Raw genomic sequence first — 20339 nt, forward strand, 5'->3', positions numbered from 1 at the left:
AGGGTATGGCAAAAGAGTTAGTACTGGTCAGCCATGGTCGCTTTTGTGAAGAGCTTAAAGCTAGCACAGAGATGATTATGGGGCCACAAGAATCCATCCATACGGTTGCACTCTTACCAGAAGAAGGGCCAGAAGACTTTACCGCTAAATTTGAAGCAACAGTCCAAGGTCTAGAAGACTATATTGTATTTGCCGATCTCTTGGGAGGAACTCCTTGCAACACTGTGAGTCGCTTGATCCTTGAAGGACGTGCGATTGACTTATACGCAGGGATGAATCTTCCGATGGTCATCGAATTCATCAATAGTAGCCTGACTGGTAATGAAGGGGACTACCCTGAACGTGCAAAAGAAAGTATTGTCAAGGTCAATGACCTCTTGTCAAACCTTGATGATGATGAAGATGAGTAGGTTGGTATGGGAGTCTGGGAGCATCATCTCAGGCTCCTTTCCCATTTATCAACGTTAGATTGTAGAAAGGAACAACAGTTTCTATGTTAGACTATACAAAAGAAGACTTGCAGGAGCTAGGAGCAGAGATCACCACTCGTGAGATCTACCAACAACCAAGTGTTTGGAAAGAAACGGCTCGCTTGTACCAAGAAAGAAAAGCGGAAATAAAAACTTTCTTAGAAAAAATTGGGCAAGAGCATGACTATATCAAGGTCATCTTGACAGGGGCAGGGACCTCAGCCTATGTGGGAGATACCTTGGTTCCTTACTTGCAGGAAGTGCATGATGAACGCCACTGGAATTTTCAATCCATTGCGACGACGGATATCGTAGCTCATCCTCAAACCTATTTGAAAAAAGAGGTTCCGACAGTTTTAGTATCCTTTGCCCGGAGTGGCAATTCGCCAGAAAGTGTCGCAACCGTGCAGTTGACTCAAGATCTGGTCGATGAGCTCTATCAGATCACCATTACCTGTGCCGAAGAAGGGAAGCTGGCCCAGCAAGCCCACGGAGATGAGCGCAATCTCTTGCTCCTTCAACCAAAAGAAACCAACGATGCTGGCTTTGCGATGACCTCTAGCTTCACCTCTATGCTTTTAACAGCTCTCTTGGTCTTTGATCCAAGCGAGGAAGAGATCAAGGAAAAACGAGTAGAAGAGCTGATTCATCTGTCAGAGCAAATCTTGGAGAAGGACCGTGAGGTCAAAGAAGTGGTCGATCTAGACTTCGAGCGCGTGATCTATCTGGGGGCAGGACCTTTCTTTGGCCTAGCCCATGAAGCCCAGCTCAAGATTTTGGAATTAACAGCAGGCAAAATCGCAACCATGTATGAGAGTCCTGTCGGATTCCGTCACGGTCCGAAATCCCTCATCAATGACCAGACCCTGGTATTGGTCTTTGGATCCATTGATTCTTACACTCGTCAGTATGATCTAGACTTGGTTCGAGAAGTTGCAGGGGATCAAATTGCTCGTCAAGTTGTCCTTTTGACCGACCAAGCTGCAGGGATTGAGCATGTACGGGAAGTGTTAGTAGAAGCTTCTGCAGACTCCCTAGATATCTACCGTGCCTTCCCTTACATTATCTACGGTCAATTGATTTCTCTCTTGACTTCGCTCAAGGTGCAAAATCGCCCAGATACGCCTTCACCAACTGGTACCGTCAATCGGGTTGTGCAAGGGGTGATCATTCATCCATTTCATAAAGAATAGCCACTAATTTTCTATAAAAAGTGGAGTGTTTCTTCTTGTGAAACTGATACAATGGAGAAAAACAGTGAGAGGAGAAGGTTTGTGAAACAGTATCAAGAAAGCGTGTTTGGAGAATGGCAGAATCAAGAGGTTCGGGCTTATCGCTTTGAAAATGACCTAGGCTACCAATTATCTGTCATGACCTATGGGGCGACGATCTTAGAATATGTGACGCCTGATAAAGAAGACCAGTTTACTAATATTATTCTAGGCTTTGATCGCTTTGAGGACTATGTGGGCAATAGCCCTAAATATGGGGCTAGTATTGGCCCGGTAGCGGGACGGATCGCAGGATCCAGCTTTGAGCTCAATGGTCAAAGCTATCACTTGGAAGCCAATAATGGTACCAACTGCAACCACAGTGGACCAACGGGTTGGGATAGCGCTTTGTTTAGCGTGGAGTCGGTAACGGATCAGGAAATTACCCTGTACACAGAGCGTGCAGATGGTACCGGCGGTTTCCCTGGAAATCTCAAGATCTGGGTAACATATGGTTTGACGGAAGATGGTGAACTTGAGATTGCCTATCGGGTAGAAACGGATCAAGATACCTTGGTCAACCCGACCAACCACAGTTATTTCAACCTATCAGGCAACTTCACCCAGCCGATCAATGACCATGTCTTTCAGATCAACCATCAAGGGCTTTATCCTATTCATCCCGATGGCGTCCCTCTCCAGACCGTGGATAGAGAAAGTCCGGTTGTTCAGCATCTCTATCAAGCTATGCTCTTGGAGGATCTTTTTAAGGACTCTGATCCGCAAATTCGCCTGGTAGAAGGATTAGATCATCCATTTGCTCTTTCAGAAGGGCATGAAAATGCTGGTTTTCTTTACCATCAGCCATCTGGACGTTTTTTGACCTTTAAGTCAGAAGCCCCAGCCTTGGTAGTTTATTCAGCGAATTTCGTAGACGAAACTGTTCATCTGCAAGGCCAACCAATGGTTCAGCACAATGGCTTGGCTCTAGAATTCCAAACAGTGCCAGATGCCATTCACAGTGACCAAGCTGAAAAGGTCATCTTGAGAGCAGGTCAAGTCTTCACCAGCAAGACTAGCTATCATGCCATCGCTAAAAAATAAGGAGGAAAGGGGAGTGGTCAAACAAGGATGTGAAATTCTTGCTTGAGACCTCCTCTTTTTCTCGAAAAAAAAGTTCTAGAAAAACTATAAGGAAAGTTTAAGCTTCCTATTGTATACTAATACCATCATCAAAAACCTCCTAACTTTGAATGATAAAACTCCTAAAACTTTTTCATAATAATCTCCCTATAAGAGCCACCAAAACCGGTGGCTTTTTCTGCGTACCTTAGCAAACGTTAGTGAGCTTAGGTACGTTGACGCAGTTCGAACGCTAGTGAGAACTAGGATCTTTAAAAAATTGAATGAGGTGAACTCAGAGAGTTCAACCGAATTTAGAGATATTGATGCAGTTTGAGCGGAGCGAAAACTGCGTTCCATAATAAAGATTAAGATGGGGAACTACGTTCCTTCCTGACCGAACCAAAGGTAACGAAGTATTTTAACAGAGCGTAAGATCCTAAATTAATTTTTTTGCACACAAAAAAAGCTCCTTGAGAAATTCTCAAGGAGCAGTGGAATGACTACTTGCTCGTTGTATCAGACACTTTTTTGAATTTTGCTGAAATAATCGTATTTAGATTATTCTGTCCATCCCGTTGTTCAATCGTCAACGTTAAAATATCTCCATCAATAGAGTATTTATATGTAGTTTCTTTAGCGACAGGTCCAATGGACATGGTTGCAAGTTGCACAATATTTATAGCTTCTGGGAAGATAATCGTTTGGTTTGCTGTATCTAATTTACCGTTCTTCAATACAGAATGAATTTTGGCATTATCTCTATCAAATTCATAAGTTGTATTGGGCAAGTCTTTAGCGCCATCCTGTAGATTGACTGATAATTTAGTAAATTGATTTTTAATATAATCGTCTTTTGTTTGAGTCAATTTAGATGCATCTTTTTGTTTTAAGTAATCGTAGAACATTCCAAAACCATCTGCTAGAGATACAGTATAGTCGAATTCAACAGATGTACCTGTAATGTTCAACGTTGGTTTTAAATCTTTCCATGCCTCAGGATAGATAAGCTTGATAGCCGAATCATCATTGTCAAAATCTTTATAGGCTAAGCTACGTTCAAGAGCTGGTCTGAAGTTGATGGCTTGCCATTTTCCTTCAATTGGAACGGGTTTTTTTTGAGTAGTGCTACCTTTGCGTTTGAAGTGTAATTCATAGTGAACTGGAAGATTATTCTTTTTCGCTTTTCCGTCAATTGTTACGTAAAGCATGTCGTCTTTTAATTTGTAGTGATATGTGTTTGGCGAAACGCGATTTTTACCGAATGAGAAGAAGAATGAGTTCGTTACTGAAATTCCTTCATCAAAGGTCATTGTTTTGGCATCTTGATCAATAGAACCTGTTGCTTCGTAGCTAAACACGCCAGTATCTTTATTCATGCTGACTTTGTATTTCTTAAAGTCGCCTGCAAATCCTTCATGAGAGTCATATACGATTTTTTTGAACTCTTCTTCAGTCTTGCCTCTAGCGTCTGTTGTGATAGTGTAGAAAGCCTTAATAAAGTTATCAATGTTATAGTCGTATTTAATCGTTGCCGTATTGTCTTCAATCTTCATGTCCATTTTGAAGTCTTTAACAGCTTCAAGTGTACGTGCGAAGTAGATTCCATGGAGGGTATAGGCTCCGATGGCTTGCGATAAAGCGTCGACTGTATCGACTAATTCCCAATCACCGTCAATCGTTTCCACTTTTGGTGCTTCTGTTTGAGTGGCACGTTGAGACTTGCTTTGTTTTTGAGAACAAGAAGCTAGTAGGAAGACTGAGAATAGAGCAACTAATGCTAAAAATAATTTTTTATAATGTCTAATCATCGCTAGACCTCCTTAAAATAGATTGTTACCTTACGATTATATTATACGTGTAATATTATTGTTTTGCAAGGGCTTCCAAACGAATCACAATTTTGGTCTGTAACTTGACCGTTTATTCAAAATAAGAAACGGAAAGATTGTATGTAGCAGAGTAGCCGATAGATGAGATTCTCAAAGGGCAGTGAGTTATTTAATTAGTTTTAGGATCTGAAACTTTCTTGAATTTCATTGGATAAACAAGATGAGCACCAGTTTCATCGTACGTTTTCTCGGCGTAAATTGTAAGGATGTCACCATTCAATTCGTAGTGATAAGTAATTGAAACGAAGACGTATTACTCTAAAATGACTTTGTTCATCTTTACCTTCAGCATAAAGTGTTATTTGGTTACCTTTTGTCTTGCCATCTAATGAGTTTCTTAACAAATAGAATATGATTTTAAATCATCCTAAGGAATCATTTTTTGCTATAATAGACTGTATGAGTAGAATTTTAGACAATGAAATCATGGGCGATGAAGAGGCCGTTGAACGGACGTTGCGCCCGCAATATTTACATGAATATATCGGTCAAGATAAGGTCAAGGACCAGCTGAAAATCTTTATTGAGGCAGCCAAGCTTCGGGATGAGGCGCTGGATCATGTCCTTCTTTTTGGCCCTCCGGGGCTTGGGAAAACCACCATGGCCTTTGTCATTGCCAATGAACTGGGTGTCAATCTCAAGCAGACTTCTGGTCCTGTCATCGAAAAGGCTGGTGACTTGGTAGCCATCCTCAATGATCTAGAGCCGGGGGATGTCCTCTTTATCGATGAGATCCACCGTCTTCCTATGTCAGTCGAAGAAGTGCTTTATAGCGCCATGGAAGATTTCTACATCGATATTATGATTGGCGCTGGCGAGACCAGCCGAAGTGTCCATCTGGATCTTCCTCCTTTCACTTTGATTGGGGCGACAACGCGAGCTGGTATGCTGTCCAATCCCTTGCGTGCTCGCTTCGGAATTACGGGGCACATGGAATACTATGAGCAAGATGATTTGACAGAGATTGTCGAGCGGACAGCCGAGATCTTTGAGATGGAGATTACCCACGAAGCTGCTGAAGAGCTTTCTCTTCGTAGTCGTGGGACTCCTCGGATTGCCAACCGGTTGCTGAAACGGGTGCGCGATTTTGCCCAGATTATGGGCGACGGCTTGATTGACGATACCATTACGGACAAGGCCCTCTCTATGCTGGATGTGGACCATGAAGGACTGGACTATGTCGATCAAAAGATCCTGCGTACCATGATTGAAATGTACGGCGGTGGCCCGGTCGGGCTTGGGACTCTATCGGTCAATATTGCCGAAGAGCGCGAGACCGTAGAAGATATGTATGAGCCTTACTTGATTCAAAAAGGCTTTATCATGCGGACCCGGACAGGGCGCGTGGCGACTCGCAAGGCTTACGAACACCTGGGTTATCCCTACAATGGAGACTAGAAGAAGATGCTGACGGAAGAAGCAATAGTAGAACAGATCCAAGCGGATCCGGAGATGATGACTGTCTTGGCTATTATTCGAGATCTCAACTTGGCAGATGCCTGGTTAGCGGCGGGCGCGGTGCGCAATTTCATCTGGAACCGGCTCTCTGGAAAACCAGGGTTTGATGCGACGACCGATATGGATCTGGTCTTTTATGACCCTGAGATCAGCTATGAGGAGACTCAGCAGATCGAGCAGGACTTAAAGAAGACCTATCCTCAGTACGCTTGGGAAGTCAAAAATCAGGTCTATATGCACCAGCATAGTCCTGGGACGGCTCCTTATCGCAGTGCCTGTGATGCGGTTTCCAAATACCCCGAGCAGTGTACAGCTCTTGCAGTTCGCTTAAGGAAAGATGGTCGGTTAGAGCTCTTTCTCCCTTATGGGACAAAGGATATCGAAGACTTCATCGTTCAGCCGACTCCGCATTTTTTAGCCAGCCCAGAGCGTTTAGCGGTTTATACAGAGCGGATGAAAAAGAAAAATTGGCAGAGTAAATGGCCTCCATTAGAGGTTCGTTTTCCAAAATAGAGAAACAGATCAGATTTGAAAAAGGAATCTGATTTTTCTTTAAAATGATGGAGCCCCTTTGTCATCTTTCTGTCACATTTTTGTTATAATAGTAATAGTATGCTGGTTTTCCATAGTGGAAAGCGAAGAGCTCAGCTAGGTTGGGCAGCCCGAACAAGGAGTTAGGTGGAATCATGAAAAAAATCGTCTTTGTCTGCTTAGGAAATATTTGTCGGAGCCCCATGGCGGAGTTTGTCATGAAAGACTTGACGGATCAGTATGAGATTGAAAGTCGGGCCACCTCGAGCTGGGAACATGGCAATCCCATCCATCGGGGAACCCAGAAAATCTTTCAACGACACCAGGTCCCATATGATCCAGCCAAGACGTCCTTACAGATCAAGGAAGAGGATTTTTACAACTTTGATTTGATCCTAGGGATGGACGAAAACAATGTAGCAGATCTGAAGCAAATGGCTCCTGCAGGAACAGAACACAAGATTCATCTTTTTGCTGCTGAAAGTGTGCCAGATCCGTGGTATACCGGTGATTTTGAGGAGACCTATTCCAGAGTCCTGAGCGGCTGTAAGGCTTGGTTAGATCAGTTAGCAACTTCTTAAGAGTTTGATATGTGAGAGAATACAGAATATGAAAGAATTTTATGAGACCTATAAGGTCTATCTGACGCGAAAAAATTTAGAAATAGCAGCATTAGTCGTGATTATTCTATCTGCTTTGATGGTTTTCCTTTCAGCCATTCCAGGTCAGGGCGTCTTGACCTTGGATAAGGGTGCGATCCGTTACGACGGAAGTTTGGTCCGTGGCAAGATGAATGGCAAGGGAACCGTCACCTTTAAAAATGGGGATACCTATACAGGTAACCTCGTCAACGGCTCTTTTAGTGGTTATGGCAAGTTCAAGTCCAAGGATGGTTGGACCTATGAAGGACAGTTTGTCAATGGTCAGCCGGAGGGCAAAGGAACCTTAACGACAGAAGCTAACGTCGTATACAAAGGAACATTCAAGCAGGGGATTTATCAAAATGCGCATTAAATGGTTTTCACTAGTCCGCGTCACAGGACTCTTATTGGTATTGCTCTACCATTTCTTCCAGAAGTCCTTTCCTGGAGGTTTCATTGGAGTAGATATTTTCTTCACCTTCTCAGGATTCTTGATTACAGCGCTCTTGATTGATGAATTTGTGCGCAAGCAAGGAATTGACTACCTGGCTTTCTTGAAGCGACGTTTTTATAGGATTGTACCGCCACTTGTCTTTATGGTTTTGATCGTGATGCCCTTTACCTTTATGGTCCAACGTGACTATATGGCTGGTATTGGGACTCAGATTGCGGCGGTCTTTGGTTTTGTGACTAATTTCTTTGAGATGGCAACGGGTGGTAGTTACGAAAGTAACTTCATTCCGCATCTCTTCCTTCATACGTGGAGCTTGGCCCTAGAAGTGCATTATTATGTGCTCTGGGCACTTTTGGCGTGGTTCTTAGCTAAGTGGGCTAAGACGGTTGGACAATACCGAGGTATGCTCTTTTTCGCATCCAGCGGGCTCTTTCTCTTTACCTTCTTGTCTATGTTCATCCGCGCCTTTCTGACAGCTAATTTCTCTACCATCTATTTCTCTAGTTTCACTCACATCTTCCCCTTCTTTGCGGGATCGTGTCTAGCAACGGTGACAGGGATTGCTGATGTCAGCCCGAACTTTACAAAGCTGGTGCAGTCGTGGAGCATGAAAAAGACATTATCGGTCTTGGGGGGAAGCTTTGCCTTCTTGTTTGTACTCAGCCTTTTCTTACCATTTGATAGCTTGTGGACCTATCTATTCGGCTTTCTAGCGGCGACAATCGCAGCTGGTGCCATGATACTTTCGGCCCGCATTCTCCATGAGAAGACTCCGAATAAAAAAGAGCCGGTCATCCTCAATTTTCTTGCGGATACCAGTTATGGCGTTTACCTTTTCCACTGGCCTTTCTTTATCATCTTCTCTCAACATTTGGGAAATGTGATGGCAGCATTTGTGACGACGATTGTTTCCTTGATTTTAACGGCTCTCTCCTTCTATATTTTGGAGCCAACCATTGCAGGCAAGGAGCCTCGTGTCTTTGGCATGAAGATGGATCTCAGCTTTTTGACCAAGCCAATCTTTTACCTCATGATTCCTCTGGCTCTCTTGATGATCGGGATCTCTGCCTTTGCACCAACCGTCGGAGCTTTTGATGAGAGTTTGGTAGTGAGTGGCCTCAATCAAGCAGATAGCAAAATGCAAGTCACACGGACGCAGGTGGAGAATGCTACTGCAACAGACTATAATGTCTCAAATGGTGTGACCATGATCGGTGATTCGGTTAACTTGCGAGCGCAGGACTACTTGACTAAAGCCATTCCTGGTATCCAGATCGATGCGGTGGTGAGCCGTCAGTTGGAAAATGGAATGAAGGTCTTTGAGACTGATATCTCCAATAAAGTTCTCCTAAAAAATGTGGTCATTGCCCTAGGAACCAATACCGTGAGCAACTACAAAGAGTTGCTGGATCAGTATGTTGAAAAACTTCCAAAAGGCCGTCGCTTGATCCTTGTGACACCATATGATGGTCGCTATGCCAACGATCAGTCCAGTGAATCGGTTCAAACGCGTCTTTATGAGTTGGAGCTTGCTAAGAAATACGACTTCATCACGATTGCGGACTGGTACCAAGTAGCAATTGAAAATCCAAATATTTGGGTGGGAACAGACTCTGTTCACTTCAATATGGAAACCAATGGTGGAGAACTCTATGCTCAAACCGTCAAAGAAGCTCTTGATAAGGGTGAAAAAGGTCCAGTCAAGAAGTAAAAACGCTTCTCTGAAACTGAAACAAAACAAATCCTAACAAAATAAAACAAAAAGCAACTTTTTACTTGTAAAAAGTTGCTTTTTTTAGTAAGATTAAGAAAACGCTTACAAAAATTGATTGAAAACATCTCTTTGTGAAGAAAAAAATTTTTTAATTATTTTTTCACAATTTTGCTAGATAATTGCTTTCACAGCGATATAATTGATAAAACTTTCACAAACTTCAAAAAATTCTTTGTGAAAGTTGCTTGGAAGTGTTTACAAAAATCTCAAAATAGAGTACAATTATATTGTGAAATAATTAACAAATCGAAATTTCTTACACTATTCTTGAAAATTTCCGAAAACATGAAAAAGTTCTAGAAAAGGATAAGGGTTTCAAACATTGGAGGAAAGCATCAAATGGCTGATAAAAAAACTCTCTCACCTGAAGAAAAGAAACTCGCTGCTGAAAAACACGTAGACGAGTTGGTGCAAAAAGCGCTAGTGGCGCTTGAAGAAATGCGCAAATTGAACCAGGAGCAAGTCGACTACATTGTAGCGAAAGCATCTGTAGCTGCTCTTGACGCACACGGTGAGCTCGCTCTTCATGCTTATGAAGAAACTGGTCGTGGAGTCTTTGAAGACAAGGCGACGAAGAACTTGTTCGCTTGTGAACACGTTGTAAACAACATGCGTCACACCAAGACAGTTGGTGTCATTCAAGAAGATGACGTCACTGGTTTAACGCTGATTGCAGAGCCAGTCGGAGTTGTCTGCGGGATCACTCCTACAACCAACCCTACTTCAACAGCAATCTTTAAAGCATTGATTTCCTTGAAGACACGGAACCCTATCGTCTTTGCCTTCCACCCATCTGCTCAAGAATCATCTGCTCATGCGGCACGAATCGTACGCGATGCAGCAATTGCAGCTGGAGCACCTGAGAACTGTGTGCAATGGATTACCCAACCTTCTATGGAAGCAACCAGTGCCCTTATGAACCATGAAGGAGTTGCTACGATCCTTGCGACCGGTGGTAACGCCATGGTAAAAGCTGCTTATTCTTGTGGAAAACCAGCTCTTGGGGTAGGTGCCGGAAACGTTCCTGCTTACGTTGAAAAATCAGCCAATATCCGCCAAGCAGCACACGATATCGTCATGTCTAAATCATTTGACAACGGTATGGTCTGTGCCTCTGAACAAGCGGTTATCATCGATAAAGAAATCTACGATGAGTTTGTTGAAGAATTCAAATCTTACCACACTTACTTTGTCAACAAAAAAGAAAAAGCCCTTCTTGAAGAGTTCTGCTTCGGCGTAAAAGCCAACAGCAAGAACTGTGCGGGTGCGAAATTGAATGCGGACATCGTTGGGAAACCAGCAGCATGGATCGCTGAACAAGCTGGTTTCTCTGTTCCAGAAGGAACCAATATCCTTGCGGCAGAATGTAAAGAAGTTGGCGAAAAAGAACCGTTGACTCGTGAAAAATTGTCACCAGTCATCGCTGTTTTGAAATCTGAAAGCCGTGAAGACGGAATTAACAAAGCTCGCCAAATGGTTGAATTCAACGGTCTTGGTCACTCAGCAGCCATCCATACTGCTGATGAAGAATTGACCAAAGAATTTGGTAAAGCGGTCAAAGCTATTCGTGTTATCTGCAACTCTCCTTCGACTTTCGGTGGTATCGGGGATGTTTACAATGCCTTCTTGCCATCATTGACACTTGGATGTGGTTCTTACGGACGCAACTCTGTTGGGGACAACGTTAGTGCCATCAACCTCTTGAATATCAAAAAAGTCGGACGCCGGAGAAATAACATGCAATGGATGAAACTTCCTTCAAAAACATACTTTGAACGTGATTCAATTGAATACCTACAAAAATGTCGTGACGTTGAACGTGTCATGATCGTTACAGACCACGCTATGGTAGAGCTTGGTTTCCTTGATCGTATCATCGAACAGCTTGACCTTCGTCGCAACAAGGTGGTTTACCAAATCTTTGCAGACGTTGAACCAGATCCAGATATCACAACTGTTGAACGTGGTACAGAGATCATGCGTGCCTTCAAACCAGATACCATCGTTGCTCTCGGTGGTGGATCTCCAATGGATGCGGCCAAAGTAATGTGGCTCTTCTATGAACAACCAGAAGTTGACTTCCGTGACTTGGTTCAAAAATTCATGGATATCCGTAAACGTGCCTTCAAGTTCCCATTGCTTGGTAAAAAGACGAAATTCATCGCGATCCCAACAACATCTGGTACAGGATCTGAAGTAACACCATTTGCCGTTATCTCTGATAAAGCCAACAACCGTAAATACCCAATCGCAGACTACTCATTGACGCCAACAGTTGCCATCGTAGACCCTGCCTTGGTATTGACAGTTCCTGGATCTGTTGCAGCAGACACTGGTATGGACGTCTTGACGCACGCAACAGAAGCTTACGTATCACAAATGGCTAGCGACTTCACAGATGGTCTTGCCCTTCAAGCTATTAAACTTGTCTTTGAAAACTTGGAAAGCTCAGTCAAGAATGCGGACTTCCATTCACGCGAAAAGATGCACAATGCTTCAACGATCGCAGGTATGGCCTTCGCCAATGCCTTCCTCGGTATTTCTCACTCCATGGCCCACAAGATCGGTGCGCAATTCCACACCATCCACGGACGGACCAATGCGATCTTGCTTCCATACGTTATCCGCTACAACGGTACACGCCCAGCCAAGACAGCAACATGGCCTAAGTACAACTACTACCGTGCAGATGAAAAATACCAAGATATCGCTCGTATGCTAGGACTTCCATGCTCTACTCCAGAAGAAGCCGTTGAAGCTTACGCAAAAGCTGTATACGAACTCGGTGAACGCTGTGGTATTGAAATGAACTTCAAAGCACAAGGAATCGATGAAAAAGAATGGAAGAAACATTCTCGTGAATTGGCCTTCCTTGCTTACGAAGATCAATGTTCACCAGCCAACCCACGTCTTCCAATGGTAGACCATATGCAAGAAATCATCGAAGATGCATACTATGGTTACAAGGAACGTCCAGGACGTCGTAAATAAGACGCCAACGAACAACTGATGTTTATCAGCTATCCCTCACTCGTAAGAGTGGGGGATTTTTGCTATTTGGGTCCAAAACCCGTTTTTTTCATAAAAAATTAGACTTTTTTTCAGAAATTGTGTTATTTTTATAGCATTCCGAGCTATTTTATGTTACCCTATAGTGTATGAATCTGCCTGTAGCTGAAGGGTTATGATCCTTTTTCAGTTATAGGAAACGAAAAAACAAATGCAAGAAAGGAGGCCATCTCAAATGGAGTTAGAAGGTGACGTGCAAGGAAGACAAGATCAGGCACAGAAAATTATTGAAATGCCCCAACGAGATCGGGAAACTTCCACTTCAGAAAATCAGCCATCATCTGCTTCGGTGGTCTCCATGTATGGGCAGGAAAGGCCAAGCATTTCTAGCCTCCATCAGCAACTGGCAGGCGCGTCTGGAACCCAGACTATTCAATTGCGGGAGGAATTGGTGCTTGCGGTAGCGCAGAATGCTTCAGCGCAAGCAACTGTCTTTGAGGCAGAAGTCAAGGATAAGCTGGAAGAGGCTAAGGAGACGGTTTTCCATAAGGTTGCTGAGGTGTCTCAAATGGCCCACAGCATGGCCCAATTTTTAACAGACGCAGAAGTGGAGCAACTATTAGGAGAGTTCTCCATGGATACTTGTTGGGACCAAGCGGTAGAGGCGGAGAACCTTGCCCAAGCAAAGGCTTATTCCACTCGCTTGTCAGACTTGGCAGGTCAACTGGAGGCTGCATCAGCCCAATTGGTGGACTTGGACAAGGGACAAGCGACGGCCTTTGATTTTTCATAAGTAGGAGAAAAAGATGTTAGAGATCCTGGGAGAGGACAGAGAACGAATTGAGGAGCTCCATCGAGAGATTAAAAAGGAGCAAGAGCGGATTGCGATCAGAAGTTTGATTGCAACGCAGAAAGCCTTGATGATGTTGGAAGGGATGAGTTTGCAGGTAACCTTGGGCGGTCAATCCGAAAAGATGCGCTCTTTTGCTACAACGACCCTAGTTAGTGATTTGAAAGACGGATTTACAGGAGGAGCAGCGGACGCGGTAGAAACAGCACTGAAATCAGTGAAGAAGCCGATTTTATTGAGTCCGATTAAGGGAGGTATGTGATGTACCATTCAGGAAATAGTGAATTAGAACAACTAGAAGATCGACATCACCGCTTCAATCAAAAGCTTAGCGAGCTGGAGTGGGATTATGCGGATATGCGTATGGATGTCCGCCAACATACAGAAAATTTAGTGGACTGGCTAAGTGCCCTGCATTTTCAAGCGCCAAGTGCGGAGGCTCAAAGTGGCTTGGAGCGTTTATTTGCTTTGCAAGAAGAGTTTGAGGCAGAACTCAAGCGCTATGAAGAGCGTTTAGAAGAAGAGCGTGAGCGCGAACAGCAAGATTACTATAAGCAGCGTCAACAATTAGAAAAAGGTGATTGAAACATTCCTCTGGTAGAGATAAGAGGAATGTTTTTGTTTGCTCAAAAACCTTTTAAAAATGTGCTCATAAATTCTTGCAAGCGCTTACTTAGTATGTTATAATATTCACAAAGAAAATAAAATGGTTTTATCAAACCAACAAAAAAGAGTCGCTTATGAAAGCTGCAACTTATGTATCTGCAGGCAATCTGCAACTGCTGGATCAAGCTCACCACCCACCACTTCAAACTCTCAGAAGTTGAAAAAGCCTATGATGTCTTTAAACACGCAGGTGAAAACCATGCACTCAAGGTCATTATCGAAAATGATATCAGTGAATGAAGTGGAAACTAATATTTGTTCATAGTTTTTTTAGACGGGCCAGAGATATTCTGGTCCTATTTCAACTCCAAATAGCCGATGATTCCTTGCAAAATAAATTTGTTGTCTTATAATATAAGTATAGAAAACGATTACATAAAGAGAAAGGTGTGATCTTATGAAACGGTTTTGTTATCATCGTGAATTCTGGATGGACTTCCATTTCTGGATCTTGGTCTTGCTTATAGCGGCTGTAGCGTTGACGATGCAGGCTCCGCTTTCGGTAGTTAGCCTAGCTTATCTTGCTTTTGTTGGGGTTTTGATCCTTCTTCAGGTCTTTCAACCGCCTGTATCGACACGTCAGTACCCAGAAGGTAGCTACCATTTCAATTGGACCTTCTATCGCGATACTAGACTGTATATCGATCTCTTTTTACTAGCAGGTCTCTTGGCAGGCCCAATTGCCTCATCGGATATGGTTTATTGGATCTTGCTTGGAGCCGTCGTCGGCTCTATTGGTTTTGTATTTGTCGTAAAGGAAAAAGCGACTCAAAAGATAGCTTAGGAAATCGCCATGTGTTAGATCTCTGAAACTAGTTTCAGAGATCTTTTTATTTTTCCTTAAAATGTGAAACTATAATCCGATTGCAAGAACAATATTGTAAGCGCTTTAAAAATAGATTATAATCAATTTACAAGTACTCGAGTTGCCTTATTATCAAAGGAGAAGGAGTTATGTCAAAGATTACAAAAGATGAACTGATTGAACAAATCAAAGACGGCATCATTGTTTCTTGTCAAGCTCTCCCTCATGAACCGCTCTATACAGAAGCAGGAGGAGTCATTCCTCTCTTAGTCAAAGCGGCTGAGCAGGGTGGAGCTGTAGGAATCCGAGCCAATAGTGTCCGGGATATCAAGGAAATCAAGGAAGTGACCAAGTTACCGATCATTGGGATTATCAAACGCGATTACCCACCCGAAGAACCCTTTATCACGGCTACTATGAAAGAAGTCGATGAGTTGGCAGTTTTGGATATCGCGGTCATTGCTCTTGATTGTACCAAACGGCCGCGTCATGATGGGCTTTCGATTAGTGACTTTATCCATCAAGTCAAAGAGAAATATCCAGACCAACTCTTGATGGCTGATATTTCGACTCTGGAAGAAGGATTGACTGCTGTCGAAGCAGGAGTGGACTTTGTCGGAACAACCCTTTCGGGCTATACGGACTACAGTCCAAAGGTTGATGGTCCAGATTTTGAACTGATCCATCGCCTCTGCCAAGCAGGAGTGGATGTCATCGCAGAAGGTAAGATCCACTATCCGGATCAGGCCAAGAAAATCCATGATCTCGGGGTTCGCGGCATCGTTGTAGGTGGTGCCATTACTCGACCAAAAGAGATTACAGAGCGCTTTGTCGCAGCCTTAAAATGAGAAAACAAAACAGTAGATTGAAGGAGGAGGAGACCGAATAGAGAGTAGTCGAATCTGAAACAAGAATAGGCGTCCTCATTGAGGATAACCCCCTGTAAGAGTAATCTTACCGCAATTGTGAGGAGAAATCACATGAAAATGAAAAAAGTATTGTGCTCGTTGGCGGCTGGTGCGACTCTTCTAGCACTCGCAGCTTGTGGCTCTGGCGGAGGATCAAAATCAGAATCTTCTGGAGGAAATTCTGGTAAAACAGAAATTACCTGGTGGGCATTCCCAGTCTTTACTCAAGAAAAAGCAGAAGATGGTGTCGGAACCTACGAAAAATCTATTATCGAAGCCTTTGAAAAAGCAAATCCAGATATTAAAGTGAAGTTGGAAACCATTGACTTCAAATCTGGTCCTGAAAAAATCACGACAGCAATCGAAGCTGGAACTGCTCCAGATGTGCTCTTTGATGCACCAGGGCGGATCATCCAATACGGTAAAAATGGAAAGTTGGCAGACTTGAACGATTTGTTCACTGATGATTTCGTAAAAGATGTCAACAACGACAATATCATCCAAGCTAGTAAAGCTGGAGACACTGCTTACATGTATCCAATCAGTTCTGCACCATTCTACATGGCCATGAACAAGAAAATGTTGGAAGATGCTGGGGTTCTAGACCTTGTCAAAGAAGGCTGGACAACTGATGATTTTGAAAAAGTCTTGAAAGCCTTAAAAGATAAAGGTTACACACCAGGATCCCTCTTCAGTAATGGTCAAGGTGGAGACCAAGGAACTCGTGCTTTCATTGCCAACCTTTACGGTGGTTCTGTTACAGATGAAAAAGTAACTAAATATACAACAGATGATCCTAAATTCGTCAAAGGTTTGGACAAGGCGTCTAAATGGATCAATGATGGCTTGATGATGAATGGTTCTCAATTCGATGGTACGGCAGACATCCAAAACTTTGCGAATGGTCAAACTTCTTATACCATCTTGTGGGCGCCTTCACAAAAAGGTATTCAAGCTAAATTATTGGATGCAAGCAAGGTTGAAGTAGTAGAAGTGCCATTCCCATCTGACTCAGGCAAGCCAAAATTGGAATACCTTGTCAATGGATTTGCAGTCTTCAATAATAAAGATGAAAAGAAAATTGCTGCTGCTAAGAAATTTGTACAGTTCATCGCAGACGACAAAGAATGGGGTCCAAAAGATGTTGTGCGTACAGGAGCCTTCCCAGTTCGTAGTTCATTTGGTAAGTTGTACGATGACAAACGGATGGAAACCATCAGCACATGGACAAAATACTACTCACCATACTACAACACGATCGACGGTTTTGCAGAAATGCGGACCCTATGGTTCCCAATGTTGCAATCTGTTTCAAACGGGGATGAAAAAGCAGAACCAGCTTTGAAGACCTTTACTGAAAAAGCAAACGAAACGATCAAGAAAAAATAGATCATCTATGAAACTCAAATGATCCTTTCATAGAAATAAGAAAGCACAGGCCCCCTCGATTTCTTATCTTCATGTGTAGATGGAAAGAGGGGGCCTTCGTGTTTTCGCTCTCCTAATTATCATATGTAGGAAGGGGCAGTGCCATCCGTTCCACATAGGAATCAAGGAAAAAATAGAAAAAGAACATCAGGAGGTGCCTTATTGTGAAGGTAAACAAAATCCGAATGAGGGAGACACTCGTTTCCTACGCATTCTTAGCACCCGTTTTAATCTTTTTTACGGTCTTTGTCCTAGCACCCATGATTATGGGCTTTGTGACAAGTTTCTTCAATTATTCTATGACATCCTTTAAGTTTGTCGGTTTAGAAAATTATTCCCGCATGTTTGCGGATAAGGTCTTTGTGAAGTCCTTGATCAATACTGTCATCATCGTTATCGGCTCGGTTCCGATCGTCGTATTGTTCTCCTTGTTTGTGGCTTCTCAGACCTACCATCAAAATGCGATTGCGCGTTCCTTCTACCGTTTCGTCTTCTTCCTTCCAGTTGTTACAGGGAGTGTAGCGGTAACAGTTGTATGGAAATGGATCTATGATCCACTATCAGGGATTTTGAACTTTGTATTGAAATCTGGACATGTCATCAACCAAAACATTTCTTGGTTGGGGGACAAACACTGGGCTTTGATGGCCATCATCATTATTTTGTTGACCACTTCAGTTGGTCAACCGATCATCCTCTACATCGCTGCTATGGGAAATATTGATAATTCCCTCGTAGAAGCCGCGCGTGTGGATGGTGCGACAGAATTTCAAGTTTTCTGGAAGATCAAATGGCCAAGCTTGTTGCCAACAACCTTGTACATTGCGATCATTACGACCATTAACTCTTTCCAATGTTTCGCCTTGATCCAATTGTTGACATCAGGTGGTCCTAACTACTCAACGAGTACCCTTATGTACTACCTCTATGAAAAAGCCTTTAAACTCTCTGAATACGGTTATGCCAACACCATGGGTGTCTTCCTTGCGGTGATGATTGCCATTATCAGTTTTGCGCAATTCAAGATTCTCGGAAACGACGTAGAATACTAAAAAAAGGAGCCTCAGATGAAACCAACACAAAAGAAACCCATCACTGCCTTTACAGTGATTTCAACGATCATTTTGCTCCTTTTGACAGTCTTGTTCATTTTCCCATTTTATTGGATTTTGACAGGGGCCTTTAAGTCTCAGCCAGATACCATTATGATCCCACCTCAATGGTGGCCAAAGACACCAACCATGGAGAACTTCCAACAGTTGATGGTACAAAACCCAGCCCTACAATGGTTATGGAATAGTGTCTTCATCTCCCTTGCAACCATGCTTTTGGTGTGTATGACCTCTTCTTTGGCAGGTTATGTCTTGGCTAAGAAACGCTTCTATGGGCAACGAATTCTCTTTGCCATCTTCATTGCAGCTATGGCCCTTCCAAAACAAGTTGTCTTAGTTCCATTAGTACGGATTGTTAACTTTATGGGGATCCATGATACCCTTGCAGCGGTTATTCTACCATTGGTTGGATGGCCATTCGGGGTCTTCTTGATGAAGCAATTTAGTGAAAACATCCCAACAGAACTTTTAGAGTCTGCTAAGATCGATGGTTGTGGAGAGTTGCGGACTTTCTGGAGCGTTGCCTTCCCAATTGTCAAGCCGGGATTTGCAGCTCTTGCCATCTTTACCTTCATCAACACCTGGAACGACTACTTTATGCAATTGGTGATGCTGACCTCTCGTCAAAACTTGACTATTTCACTAGGGGTTGCGACCATGCAGGCCGAAATGGCCACCAACTATGGCTTGATCATGGCTGGGGCAGCCCTAGCTGCAGTGCCAATCGTTACGGTCTTCCTCGTTTTCCAAAAATCCTTTACACAAGGGATTACCATGGGAGCTGTCAAAGGATAAGTCGTCTGCTTGGACAAACGATAGTTGTGTACAGATCGGTTTGCTAGGCTGAGACGTATCGAAAGGATGAGAATATGATATTTGATGATTTAAAAAACATCACCTTTTACAAAGGAATCCACCCCAATCTGGATCAGGCCATTGACTTTCTCTATGAGCATCGGAAGGATTCTTTTGAATTGGGGAGATACGATATTGATGGGGATAAGGTCTTCCTCGTCGTTCAAGAAAATACCCTCAACAAAGCAGAAAATGATCGCTTTGAACACCACAAAAGATATGCCGATTTGCATTTATTGATAGAAGGGCATGAGTTTTCGAGTTATGGATTTCGTGTGACAGGTGAGGCGCTCGCATTTGACGAAGCATCGGACATCGGTTTTGTCCATTGCCAGGAGTCTTATCCGCTTCATCTAGGCTATCATAATTTTGCGATTTTCTTTCCAGGGGAGCCCCACCAGCCCAATGGCTATGCAGGGCAAGAAGATATCGTGAAAAAATATCTATTTAAAATTGCGATCGATTGATCACGTTAGAAAGGAGTGCCTATGTCATCTAAGGGGGCAGGATTGATCAAAACCGTTTTTAACACGGACAATGTAGTGATGCGTATCAGTGAGAAGGTTCTCGACTTGGTAACCGTTAATCTTTTATTTGTGCTAAGTTGTTTACCAGTTCTCACGATTGGAATTGCGAAAATTAGTTTGTATCAGACCTTATTTGCCATTAAGCACCAGCGTCGAGTTCCGGTGATTCGTAGTTATGCGAAGGCTTTTCGGGACAATTGGAAAATAGGCTTGCAACTAGGAAGTTTAGAACTGATTGTTGCAGGTATTTGTCTCTTTGATTTATTCTTATTTTGGGGGCAAACTTCCCTAGCTTTCCAAGCTTTGAAAACCATTTGTTTAGGCCTCTTTCTCTTTCTTGTGTTGATCTTATTGGCTGCTTATCCGATTGCGGCCCGCTACCAATTGGATTGGAAAGAGTGTTTGCAAAAAGCCATGATTGTGACAGGCTTACATTTTCCTTGGTTCTTTGTTATGGGAAGTGCTCTCTTGCTTCTATGTATGGCTCTTGCAAGCTCAGTTTTAGCTTTCCTATTGGGGCTCATGATCTTTTTCTTGTTCGGCTTTTCAAGCTTAGCTTTTGCACAAGTTGGATTAATGGAAAAGATTTTCGCCCAGTACCAAGAATAAATTGAATTTATTAGTGA

20 protein-coding genes and 1 pseudogene are annotated in these 20339 nt (G+C 43.1%); 20 read left to right on the top strand and 1 reads right to left on the bottom strand.

The annotated features are described in order from the left end of the window. The first annotated feature begins 5 nt into the window (after positions 1 to 5). The 3 genes from AB4X21_RS00345 (at position 6) to AB4X21_RS00355 (ending at position 2785) form a co-directional block, all read left to right on the top strand. A complete protein-coding gene (locus tag AB4X21_RS00345) occupies positions 6 to 410 on the top strand; it encodes a PTS sugar transporter subunit IIA (protein WP_003002366.1) in 405 nt (134 codons plus the stop codon). Positions 411 to 493: 83 nt separating this feature from the next. Further along, complete coding sequence (locus tag AB4X21_RS00350) at positions 494 to 1663, top strand: SIS domain-containing protein (protein ID WP_369087970.1); 1170 nt, start codon at positions 494 to 496, stop codon at positions 1661 to 1663. Between the two features lie 81 nt (positions 1664 to 1744). Continuing rightward, positions 1745 to 2785, top strand: coding sequence for an aldose epimerase family protein (locus AB4X21_RS00355; protein WP_369087971.1), 1041 nt, complete (start codon positions 1745 to 1747; stop codon positions 2783 to 2785). A 521-nt stretch (positions 2786 to 3306) separates the two neighbouring features. On the opposite strand, the gene AB4X21_RS00360 is transcribed toward AB4X21_RS00355, so the two are convergent. After that, entirely contained in the window at positions 3307 to 4614 is a 1308-nt protein-coding gene (locus AB4X21_RS00360; RefSeq protein WP_369087972.1) for a hypothetical protein, read from the bottom strand. Positions 4615 to 5094: 480 nt separating this feature from the next. Between AB4X21_RS00360 and ruvB the strand changes: the two genes are divergently transcribed. The 17 genes and pseudogenes from ruvB (at position 5095) to AB4X21_RS00445 (ending at position 20322) form a co-directional block, all read left to right on the top strand. Continuing rightward, positions 5095 to 6093: a Holliday junction branch migration DNA helicase RuvB gene (gene ruvB, locus AB4X21_RS00365; protein ID WP_045760104.1), complete on the top strand. Its 999-nt coding sequence runs from the start codon at positions 5095 to 5097 to the stop codon at positions 6091 to 6093. A gap of 6 nt (positions 6094 to 6099) precedes the next feature. Next, positions 6100 to 6666 (top strand): nucleotidyltransferase family protein, encoded by a 567-nt coding sequence (locus AB4X21_RS00370; protein WP_004219550.1) that lies wholly within the window; start codon positions 6100 to 6102, stop codon positions 6664 to 6666. A 173-nt stretch (positions 6667 to 6839) separates the two neighbouring features. Next, positions 6840 to 7265: a low molecular weight protein-tyrosine-phosphatase gene (locus AB4X21_RS00375; protein ID WP_004219565.1), complete on the top strand. Its 426-nt coding sequence runs from the start codon at positions 6840 to 6842 to the stop codon at positions 7263 to 7265. 28 nt (positions 7266 to 7293) lie between these two features. Next, entirely contained in the window at positions 7294 to 7698 is a 405-nt protein-coding gene (locus tag AB4X21_RS00380) for a hypothetical protein (RefSeq protein ID WP_004219557.1), read from the top strand. After that, entirely contained in the window at positions 7688 to 9490 is a 1803-nt protein-coding gene (locus AB4X21_RS00385; RefSeq protein ID WP_369087973.1) for an acyltransferase family protein, read from the top strand. The genes AB4X21_RS00380 and AB4X21_RS00385 overlap by 11 nt, the downstream gene beginning before the upstream one ends. Positions 9491 to 9892: 402 nt before the next feature. Beyond that, the gene (gene adhE / locus AB4X21_RS00390) at positions 9893 to 12544 is read left to right on the top strand and encodes a bifunctional acetaldehyde-CoA/alcohol dehydrogenase (protein ID WP_369087974.1); all 2652 of its coding nucleotides are present in this window, start codon (positions 9893 to 9895) and stop codon (positions 12542 to 12544) included. 253 nt (positions 12545 to 12797) lie between these two features. Then, positions 12798 to 13355: a hypothetical protein gene (locus tag AB4X21_RS00395; protein WP_369087975.1), complete on the top strand. Its 558-nt coding sequence runs from the start codon at positions 12798 to 12800 to the stop codon at positions 13353 to 13355. A gap of 13 nt (positions 13356 to 13368) precedes the next feature. After that, entirely contained in the window at positions 13369 to 13674 is a 306-nt protein-coding gene (locus tag AB4X21_RS00400; protein WP_003002376.1) for a hypothetical protein, read from the top strand. Next, the gene (locus AB4X21_RS00405) at positions 13674 to 13997 is read left to right on the top strand and encodes a hypothetical protein (protein ID WP_369087976.1); all 324 of its coding nucleotides are present in this window, start codon (positions 13674 to 13676) and stop codon (positions 13995 to 13997) included. The genes AB4X21_RS00400 and AB4X21_RS00405 overlap by 1 nt, the downstream gene beginning before the upstream one ends. Before the next feature lie 204 nt (positions 13998 to 14201). Next, positions 14202 to 14318 (top strand): annotated as a pseudogene (locus AB4X21_RS00410) (alcohol dehydrogenase); the annotation flags it as partial. A gap of 157 nt (positions 14319 to 14475) precedes the next feature. Next, positions 14476 to 14862, top strand: coding sequence for an ABC transporter permease (locus AB4X21_RS00415; protein WP_369087977.1), 387 nt, complete (start codon positions 14476 to 14478; stop codon positions 14860 to 14862). A gap of 170 nt (positions 14863 to 15032) precedes the next feature. Then, positions 15033 to 15731 (top strand): N-acetylmannosamine-6-phosphate 2-epimerase, encoded by a 699-nt coding sequence (locus AB4X21_RS00420; RefSeq protein ID WP_003014058.1) that lies wholly within the window; start codon positions 15033 to 15035, stop codon positions 15729 to 15731. A gap of 132 nt (positions 15732 to 15863) precedes the next feature. Next, entirely contained in the window at positions 15864 to 17180 is a 1317-nt protein-coding gene (locus AB4X21_RS00425) for an extracellular solute-binding protein (RefSeq protein ID WP_369087978.1), read from the top strand. A 203-nt stretch (positions 17181 to 17383) separates the two neighbouring features. Then, positions 17384 to 18271, top strand: a complete 888-nt coding sequence (locus AB4X21_RS00430; RefSeq protein WP_369087979.1) for a carbohydrate ABC transporter permease — start codon at positions 17384 to 17386, stop codon at positions 18269 to 18271. Between the two features lie 15 nt (positions 18272 to 18286). Beyond that, positions 18287 to 19126 (top strand): carbohydrate ABC transporter permease, encoded by an 840-nt coding sequence (locus AB4X21_RS00435; RefSeq protein WP_155127627.1) that lies wholly within the window; start codon positions 18287 to 18289, stop codon positions 19124 to 19126. 74 nt (positions 19127 to 19200) lie between these two features. Further along, positions 19201 to 19653: a YhcH/YjgK/YiaL family protein gene (locus AB4X21_RS00440; RefSeq protein WP_369087980.1), complete on the top strand. Its 453-nt coding sequence runs from the start codon at positions 19201 to 19203 to the stop codon at positions 19651 to 19653. Between the two features lie 21 nt (positions 19654 to 19674). After that, entirely contained in the window at positions 19675 to 20322 is a 648-nt protein-coding gene (locus tag AB4X21_RS00445; RefSeq protein ID WP_003009419.1) for a YesL family protein, read from the top strand. The last annotated feature ends 17 nt before the right edge of the window (positions 20323 to 20339 follow it).

The sequence above is a fragment of the Streptococcus sp. CP1998 genome, from assembly GCF_041026655.1.
Taxonomy (GTDB): domain Bacteria; phylum Bacillota; class Bacilli; order Lactobacillales; family Streptococcaceae; genus Streptococcus; species Streptococcus dentalis.

Excerpts from the sequence above, each read along its gene's own strand:
- AB4X21_RS00345 (WP_003002366.1), top strand. The coding sequence starts at position 6 with ATGGCAAAAGAGTTAGTACTGGTCAGCCATGGTCGCTTTTGTGAAGAG.
- AB4X21_RS00350 (WP_369087970.1), top strand. The coding sequence starts at position 494 with ATGTTAGACTATACAAAAGAAGACTTGCAGGAGCTAGGAGCAGAGATC.
- AB4X21_RS00395 (WP_369087975.1), top strand. The coding sequence starts at position 12,798 with ATGGAGTTAGAAGGTGACGTGCAAGGAAGACAAGATCAGGCACAGAAA.
- AB4X21_RS00420 (WP_003014058.1), top strand. The coding sequence starts at position 15,033 with ATGTCAAAGATTACAAAAGATGAACTGATTGAACAAATCAAAGACGGC.
- AB4X21_RS00435 (WP_155127627.1), top strand. The coding sequence starts at position 18,287 with ATGAAACCAACACAAAAGAAACCCATCACTGCCTTTACAGTGATTTCA.
- ruvB (WP_045760104.1), top strand. The coding sequence starts at position 5,095 with ATGAGTAGAATTTTAGACAATGAAATCATGGGCGATGAAGAGGCCGTT.
- AB4X21_RS00415 (WP_369087977.1), top strand. The coding sequence starts at position 14,476 with ATGAAACGGTTTTGTTATCATCGTGAATTCTGGATGGACTTCCATTTC.
- AB4X21_RS00360 (WP_369087972.1), bottom strand. The coding sequence starts at position 4,614 with ATGATTAGACATTATAAAAAATTATTTTTAGCATTAGTTGCTCTATTC.
- AB4X21_RS00440 (WP_369087980.1), top strand. The coding sequence starts at position 19,201 with ATGATATTTGATGATTTAAAAAACATCACCTTTTACAAAGGAATCCAC.
- adhE (WP_369087974.1), top strand. The coding sequence starts at position 9,893 with ATGGCTGATAAAAAAACTCTCTCACCTGAAGAAAAGAAACTCGCTGCT.
- AB4X21_RS00425 (WP_369087978.1), top strand. The coding sequence starts at position 15,864 with ATGAAAATGAAAAAAGTATTGTGCTCGTTGGCGGCTGGTGCGACTCTT.
- AB4X21_RS00385 (WP_369087973.1), top strand. The coding sequence starts at position 7,688 with ATGCGCATTAAATGGTTTTCACTAGTCCGCGTCACAGGACTCTTATTG.
- AB4X21_RS00405 (WP_369087976.1), top strand. The coding sequence starts at position 13,674 with ATGTACCATTCAGGAAATAGTGAATTAGAACAACTAGAAGATCGACAT.
- AB4X21_RS00400 (WP_003002376.1), top strand. The coding sequence starts at position 13,369 with ATGTTAGAGATCCTGGGAGAGGACAGAGAACGAATTGAGGAGCTCCAT.
- AB4X21_RS00445 (WP_003009419.1), top strand. The coding sequence starts at position 19,675 with ATGTCATCTAAGGGGGCAGGATTGATCAAAACCGTTTTTAACACGGAC.
- AB4X21_RS00380 (WP_004219557.1), top strand. The coding sequence starts at position 7,294 with ATGAAAGAATTTTATGAGACCTATAAGGTCTATCTGACGCGAAAAAAT.
- AB4X21_RS00370 (WP_004219550.1), top strand. The coding sequence starts at position 6,100 with ATGCTGACGGAAGAAGCAATAGTAGAACAGATCCAAGCGGATCCGGAG.
- AB4X21_RS00375 (WP_004219565.1), top strand. The coding sequence starts at position 6,840 with ATGAAAAAAATCGTCTTTGTCTGCTTAGGAAATATTTGTCGGAGCCCC.